Here is a 6812-nt window from a genome sequence, read left to right as displayed (position 1 = left end):
AAGAAACTCGTGGGGCCTTCTCTCACCGACCTGCGCATGGCCCTCCAGACCTGTTCGGTCGCGGGCCCCATCCAAGGCATTTCATCGTGAAGTGCCGCAGCGATTTCGTCCGCTTGGTGTTCGGTCTTCACCGTCGCAAGCCGAACGCCGCCTGCCAAGGCGGTCAATCGCTCGCGCTCATCCTCCTGCAAATGGCCCATCCCTGACGCTTCCTGGCGGCATGTAATAAGCTTCTCGACGCGCATCCGAACCTTTCTCCTGTCGAGATGGGTTATCCTCGTCTCATGCCGTTCGTGATTGTCGACTCCAAGCAGTTTGCCTTCATGCGCCGGCTGGCCGACCTGGCCACTTCGCAATAGCCGCAGGTGCTTGATGAAGCGCTTTTCAAGGTAGTCAGCGGTCTGCTCGACGGGAAAGATCTTGCACTGAATGAAAGGGATCGTCGCCATCTCACCCGACCTCCGCGCTTGTCTTGTTGAAAATGGAAGGGTGGTGATACGCGGCCGAAACGACGCGACGCCAATCGATCCCTTCAAAGAGTGCTTCTAACTGTGCCGTCGTCAGGGTCATCGCCCCGTCTGAAAGTTTGGGCCAAACGAAGCCCGCGCCTTCGATACGCTTGTAGATCAGCACGAGGCCAGTGCCGTCCCACATCAGGACCTTGATCTTGTCACGCCCCTTCGAGCGGAAGACGAAGAACGCACCGGAGAAGGGATCGAGTTCGAAATTGGTCATGACGTAATTCGCCAAGCCATCCATCCCCTTCCGGAAGTCGACAGGGTGGGTAGCCAGATAGATACGATAGCTGCTGGACGGCGCGATCACTGTCACTGCCCCGCAACGCGGATCAACTTCAGAAGGTCTACTTCGTCGATGGACAACGGAAACTGGAGGCAGATCCCGCCCATGTACAGATGAGCGGAGCCTGCTGAGCCAATACCTGCAGCGGGTGTTTGGGTGGCCGCCAGAGCGAAAGCCGATTCGACTGATACCTGCGCGAAGGCTGGCCCATCGACCGCAATCTGTTCGCCACGCTCCCGACGATCAGCGACCCACCACTTTCTCACTAGGCATTCATGGGCATCCAGCTCGGCGGCAACATCTCCAGGTGACATGCCATCTTCCCGAAGGCGCCTGGTTGCCTCGCGTTTGAGTTCGCTCGGCCAAATCCTTTTGCCCGACGGGGAGGTTCGGATCTTGAATCCCCAGACTTCACGTTTCGACATATTCGCCTCCGATCATAGTTCGGATGCAGACTAGCGGACGAGAAGTGGTCAGGTTTAGAGGGCAATCAGGGGGTCAGTTGCAACGCCTACGTCCTCTCCTTTGCGTGGCCTTGAACACCACGACTTTGGCACATTGCGTTGCCGTCTGGGGAGGGCGGCAACCATCCCATCTTCTGGAGCTTCAGGAACGGCTTCACATAGACCGGAGGGATAAACCAGACGTCATGTCCGAGCTGGGTCAGCTCGCGGCCCCAGAAGTGAGCTCCTGCACAGGCCTCCAGCGCTACCAGACAAGGGGGAAGCTTTGTGAAGAATGCCAGCAACTGGCCTCTTCGAAACTACTTGCGCAGGACCGCCTCGCCAGCGGCATCAGTGCCATGGACCTGAAACACATTCTTCGCCAGATCCAGTTTGACCGTGGCAATCTTCGACATAACCACCTCCCTTCAAGGATTGTTGCGATCCCACCTTGGCACACAGATGCCGTCGGAGGGCAGTTACAGCATCAAAGCCCCTCCCGGCCCCGCTGAACTTCAAGGTTCAGATCGCGCTCAACCCAAAGGCACTTGTTGTCCTCGCGCAGCACATCGCAGCCCCCGATGACTTCCGCGCGGTTGTGCTGCCGTACCGGCGCGTGTCGGCGCAAGAGGAGCTGGGCCGAGGTTTGAGAGAACGACCGCTTCGTACACAAATTCCTGCCGTCCGGTTCATTGATACCTGGCAAGCCATGCTGGTTTTTTATTCATTTCTTTCAGGAATGCATTTCAGGGTTGTATTGATCAATTAACCTTCGGTCATTGCACCGAATGACGTTGACTATTGACGCAGCGGCAAGTCATAGAATTCTTTGAAATCCATGGTTTAACAGGCGAGTACTCATCCAGTGTCCCATCCCCTCAGACTGTTCAACTGCCCAAGATGCGACCACAAACTGCGCTTCGGCGCCCGCCGATGCGGGCAGTGCTACGAGCCCACGCCGTTTTTGAATCGCAGGGTTACCTGGGGGCTTTTGGTGCTGATCTTGCTTCTCGGCGCCAGCGGCGCGGGCGTTGCGATGCTTGCCTAGATTCCTGGGGCAGGAAACGTCATTCCATTGCAAGGATGGTGTTGCGGACCACGGGGTAGATTTCATTGTCCCAGCGGCGACCGTTGAAAACGCCATAATGGCCGACATTTGCCTGCAGATGGTGCCGCTTCAGATGCGGTCGCAGATTCGAGCACAGCTCGTGCGCCGCAGTGGTCTGCCCGATACCGCAGATATCATCGCGCCCGCCCTCGACGGTCAGCAGGGCAGTGCGCAGAATTTTCGAGGGATCGACCTTGCGGCCCCGGTAGGTCAGATCACCCGTGGCAAGCTCGGCCTTCTGAAAGACCCGGTCGATGGTTTCGATATAGAACTCCTCGGTCAGATCCAGAACGGCGAAATACTCGTCGTAGAAATCCTTGATCCGGGCGGCTTCCTTGTCCTCGCCTCTGGCAAGATGGTCGTAGAGCTTGCGATGCTGTGATTGATGGCGTTCCATGTTCATCGACATGAAAGCGGTCAACTGAACAAAACCCGGATAGACCCGCCGCCCGCCGCCCGGATAGCGTAGGGGCACGGTCGAGATCACATTGCTCCTGAACCACGACAGCGGCTTTTCATTGGCCAGTTCGTTGACCTTTGTCGGGCTTTCGCGAACGTCGACCGGCCCAGCCATCAGCGTCATCGAGCGCGGGGTCGCGGGGTTGCGTTCTTCGGACATGACGGCAACTGCGGCCAACGCTTGAACGCAGGGCTGACAGACCGCCAGAATGTGACCGCCCGGCCCGATCTCTTCCATGAAGCGGATGATATAGGCGATGTAATCCTCGACCCCGAACATGCCGGCGCCGCGTGGCACATCTCGGGCGTTCTTCCAGTCGGTGATGTAGACGTCATGATCGCGCAGCAGGGTGCGCACGGTGCCGGCCAGAAGCGTTGCGAAGTGCCCCGACAGCGGCGCTGTCACCAGAACCTTCGGTTGTTCGGCTTCGATGTCACGGCGAAAGCGCAGCAGCTTCCCGAAGGGCATGTCGAGCACGACCTCCTCGGTGACGGGAACATCGCGGTTCTGAACCCGAACGGTGTGGATGCCAAAGCTTGGTCGTTCGTGGCTCAGCTGGAAACGCGACATCATCTCCATGATTGCGGCGTTGCGGAGATTGGCTTGCGCAAACGGGCCGGACTGTCGCGGCGAAAACGCCAGTGCGCTCAGGGCGGCGGTTCGAAAAGGGGCGATAATATCATCAAGACTCTGGTAAGCGGCGTAAATCACGGCGACCTAATCCCCATTGTACAGAAAATTTGTAGCCAAGCGCCAAGGGCGCATGCGACAAAAATCATGACGCTGTGCAGCATCAGAGGCAAAGTTACCCGTAATGGCCCAGGCAACGCTTACCATTTCATCGAAGAACTATTCCTCCTGGTCCCTGCGTGGCTGGCTTCTGTGCAAGATGGCAGGGCTCGAATTCGAGGAGACCCACGTCGATCTCCATGACACCGACATGCGCCAGGAGCTGCTGCTGCTTTCTCCCACGGTGCGCGTTCCCAGATTGACCCATGGCGATGTGCAGGTCTGGGATGTGACGGCGATTGCCGGATATCTCAACGAAATGTTCCCAAAGGCCGGCCTTTACCCCAAGGAGAGGGTGGCGCGGGCACATTGCCGGGCAATTTCGGGCGAGATGCACGCCGGGTTTCACAATCTTCGCTCGGCGCTGCCGATGAACCTCAGGGCGAAGCATGACAGCTTCAAGATCTTCAGCGGCGCGCGGCCCGACGTCGCGCGCGTGGTTGAGATCTGGAAACAGTGCCTTGATACCTATGGCGGGCCGTTCTTGTTCGGCACGCCGACGATGGCCGACGCGATGTATGCCCCTGTCTGCACCCGGTTCCGCACCTATTCCGTCACGCTCGAACCGCAGCTTGAGGCGTATATCGATACCATTCTCGCATGGGAACCGATGGCCGAATGGATCACCGCAGCGCTTGAAGAACCCGAAGAGATCGAGGAGCTCGAGGTCGAGTTTTAGCCAATGTGCCGTCAAGACTTTGCCGACAGGCGGGCAGGGCGTTTCATAGCGCTTCGATCCTTTCAGATGGGACGTGCTCTGGTGACATGTGGCAGGGCAGCGTGACGCAAAAGCGGCTTCCTACGCCCGGTTCGGATTCACACCAGATCTTGCCGCCGTGGCGTTCCACGATCTTGCGACACGTCGCCAGACCAAGCCCCGTGCCAGCAACCTCGCCCTGAGGGGCAATGCGCTTGAACGGTTCGAAAATCCGTTCGAGATGTTCTTGAGCGATGCCGATACCCTTGTCGGCGATGGTCACCCTGATCTCGTCCGCGCCGGACAGCGTACTGGTGATCCGCACCTCGGGCGTTTTGCCCCCGCTGTATTTCATCGCGTTTGCGATCAGGTTCTGAAACAGCTGCGCCAGTTGAGGCGCGGAGCCGAACAGGCTGCTGTCCTGCACATCCAGCGTAATCTTGGCGTGGACCTCGGCGATTGTCCGGTCGAGGCTGAGCAGCGCTTCGTCGAAGGCCCCGCGCAACGCGGTTTTTTCGAATTCCTGCGCGCGGCTGGCGCGGATATGGCTGCCCAAACTGTCCAGAAGCGATGAGATTTGCCGCGCTGATCGACGCAAAAGGCGCATTTCGGTATCGACGGTTTTCAGAACGTCAGCGTCGATCTCGGTTTCGATCTCCCCCACAAAGAACTGGATGGATCGAACCGGAGCCTTGAGATCGTGCAGCAAAACGTCTGCAAACAGCTCCAACTCACGTTTTTGCTCCTCGATCCGGCTCTGCATCGCGCGCCAAGCCAGTGCGTTTTCGACGATGCGTTTCATCGGCAGTTCGGTCAGTCGCGATTTCTGAATGTAATCAAAGGCGCCTTTCTTGATCGTGGTCTTGGCGATTTCTTCGTCGCCTTGTCCGGTGACGATGATGCAGGCCGTGCAGGGCCATTTGCGCAGGACTTCCTCCATCATTTCGATGCCGTTCAGTCTGGGCAGACGGTAGTCGATAAAAGCGATATGCGGCTCTGTCTCGAGCCCAATAACGGTGTCGAGCTCTCCTGCGGATTCCACCACCTTTGCCGTGGGGTGCGCTTTGCGCAGGATTCTGCGGAAATGTCTGCGATCAACGTCGTCGTCGTCGATGATCAATACGTCAGCCCGATCCACCATTTGCCTCCATCCCGACCAGCACATCTGGCAAGAGCACAAGCTCTGCATATTCGCCAATAAATCGTACGAATTCGGTCAGGTCGGGCGCGCTGCCGTCCTTCAGGATGTATCCGGCGACATTGTGATCATAGGCGCGCGCCACATCTCCCCGATCGTGTGAGGTCGTCATCACGAACACCGCAGCCTGGCGTAAGGCAGGGTCCTTTCTGAGTTCGGTCAGGAATTCGTGGCCGTTCATGCGGGGTAGGTTGAGATCGAGCAAGATAATGACCTTGCGCGCCTCGCGTTCGTCTCGCTCCCGAAGGTGGTCGAGCGCGGCTCGCCCATCGAAGATTCGCCGGATCGGATTGCTGAGCCCGGCCTTGCGAAAGGCCCGCAGGAACGCTGCCGCATCGCAATCGTCATCTTCGATCAGAAGCAGAACGGGAACCTGAGCGTTCCCTTGCCTGAGGGCGAGCCTGGGTTCACCTGCTAGCATGGCTCTCTCCAGTCGGTGATCCGGTCAATTGGGGACGGTTCAGGCGTGACATGGATTGATCATGCATCCCAGCGCGTCTTGCTGGCCAGCAGCGCGCGTCGCCCATCGGTGTCACACAGTTCGCCAACCTCGTCGAGCGTGCTCAGGCCGCTGACGCAGAGCTTTTCCATTTCCGAATGCTTGAGCTTGAGCGGACCGCCATGCACCTGCGCAGCGACGGAGCGGATCCGTCGCAACAGACTGGAAAGGATGCGGCGCATTTCGGGACGCAGGCTGTCGTCGATGCGCAATAGCATCGATTCAAGGTCGGCGATCCGAGTGCGATCTTCGGATTGAGCGCGCCGCATCAGGTTGCGTTCAAACGCAGCGGCGACCGATTTTCGCAGCGCATCTATGCCGAGTTCTTCCTTAATGAGGTAATCGTGACACCCGGTGCGCATCGCCTTGATGATCACATCGTGGCGATCGACGCTGGTCACCATGATGGCGACGGCATCCTTGTGAGACGGATCAGCAAGAAGATATTCAAGCGCGTCCTGACCAGTCGCGATACCAAGCTGATAATCGATAAAAACGATATCGAAAACGTGGCAGGCGAGCAGCTCCGACATCTCGTCGTACGACGACGCTTCCTGTATCTGCAGATCCAGACCGGCCTTGCCGCAAATCTTGATCAGTCGGAAGCGGTCCGCCTCTTCGTCGTCAAGGACAAGAGCACTCAGCCGCTTTGGAGGACTGCGCAGCTCAATCGCATTTTCTGGTAAGGTGGTCATCACGGCCTGCCTTGGACGTACATCATCCCCCATGTCTGGAGCAAAGGACTGAACATGGTGTAAACACCGCCCGGAATTCGGGTCGATTATGAAGAAACGATTTCCTAGGGTCAGGATTCATA

Annotated in this window: 7 protein-coding genes and 2 pseudogenes; 1 reads left to right on the top strand and 8 read right to left on the bottom strand. The window is 58.1% G+C overall.

The features are described from left to right. The 5 genes and pseudogenes from KO516_RS09960 to KO516_RS09940 form a co-directional block, all read right to left on the bottom strand. Positions 1-449 (bottom strand): annotated as a pseudogene (locus tag KO516_RS09960) (AAA family ATPase); the annotation flags it as partial. A 1-nt stretch (position 450) separates the two neighbouring features. Next, positions 451-825, bottom strand: coding sequence for an IS66 family insertion sequence element accessory protein TnpB (gene tnpB / locus KO516_RS09955; RefSeq protein ID WP_216003637.1), 375 nt, complete (start codon positions 823-825; stop codon positions 451-453). A 2-nt stretch (positions 826-827) separates the two neighbouring features. Then, positions 828-1226, bottom strand: coding sequence for a hypothetical protein (locus KO516_RS09950; protein WP_216003636.1), 399 nt, complete (start codon positions 1224-1226; stop codon positions 828-830). Between the two features lie 122 nt (positions 1227-1348). Further along, positions 1349-1660 (bottom strand): annotated as a pseudogene (locus KO516_RS09945) (IS110 family transposase); the annotation flags it as partial. A 651-nt stretch (positions 1661-2311) separates the two neighbouring features. Then, a complete protein-coding gene (locus tag KO516_RS09940; RefSeq protein WP_216003635.1) occupies positions 2312-3523 on the bottom strand; it encodes a polyhydroxyalkanoate depolymerase in 1212 nt (403 codons plus the stop codon). A 103-nt stretch (positions 3524-3626) separates the two neighbouring features. On the opposite strand from KO516_RS09940, the gene KO516_RS09935 reads away from it, so the two are divergent. After that, positions 3627-4280 carry a glutathione S-transferase family protein gene (locus tag KO516_RS09935; protein ID WP_216003634.1) on the top strand — a complete coding sequence of 218 codons (654 nt, stop codon included), beginning with the start codon at positions 3627-3629 and terminating at the stop codon, positions 4278-4280. 43 nt (positions 4281-4323) lie between these two features. Here KO516_RS09935 and KO516_RS09930 read toward each other — a convergent pair whose 3' ends face one another. From KO516_RS09930 to KO516_RS09920, 3 genes are read right to left on the bottom strand one after another with little or no spacing between them, the layout of a single operon-like run. Then, positions 4324-5439, bottom strand: coding sequence for an ATP-binding protein (locus KO516_RS09930; RefSeq protein ID WP_216003633.1), 1116 nt, complete (start codon positions 5437-5439; stop codon positions 4324-4326). Then, positions 5423-5917 (bottom strand): response regulator, encoded by a 495-nt coding sequence (locus KO516_RS09925; RefSeq protein ID WP_216003632.1) that lies wholly within the window; start codon positions 5915-5917, stop codon positions 5423-5425. Before KO516_RS09925 ends, KO516_RS09930 begins: the two co-directional genes overlap by 17 nt. A 59-nt stretch (positions 5918-5976) precedes the next feature. Continuing rightward, complete coding sequence (locus KO516_RS09920) at positions 5977-6690, bottom strand: response regulator (protein ID WP_216003631.1); 714 nt, start codon at positions 6688-6690, stop codon at positions 5977-5979. Between the last annotated feature and the right edge of the window lie 122 nt (positions 6691-6812).

It is taken from the genome of Citreicella sp. C3M06, assembly GCF_018860705.1.
Lineage (GTDB): Bacteria > Pseudomonadota > Alphaproteobacteria > Rhodobacterales > Rhodobacteraceae > Salipiger.
This window is presented reverse-complemented; position numbering and strand designations above follow the sequence as displayed.

Bases quoted from the DNA above. Each gene is read 5' to 3' on its own strand.
- KO516_RS09920 (WP_216003631.1), bottom strand. From the start codon at position 6,690: ATGACCACCTTACCAGAAAATGCGATTGAGCTGCGCAGTCCTCCAAAG.
- KO516_RS09950 (WP_216003636.1), bottom strand. From the start codon at position 1,226: ATGTCGAAACGTGAAGTCTGGGGATTCAAGATCCGAACCTCCCCGTCG.
- KO516_RS09925 (WP_216003632.1), bottom strand. From the start codon at position 5,917: ATGCTAGCAGGTGAACCCAGGCTCGCCCTCAGGCAAGGGAACGCTCAG.
- KO516_RS09930 (WP_216003633.1), bottom strand. From the start codon at position 5,439: ATGGTGGATCGGGCTGACGTATTGATCATCGACGACGACGACGTTGAT.
- KO516_RS09935 (WP_216003634.1), top strand. From the start codon at position 3,627: ATGGCCCAGGCAACGCTTACCATTTCATCGAAGAACTATTCCTCCTGG.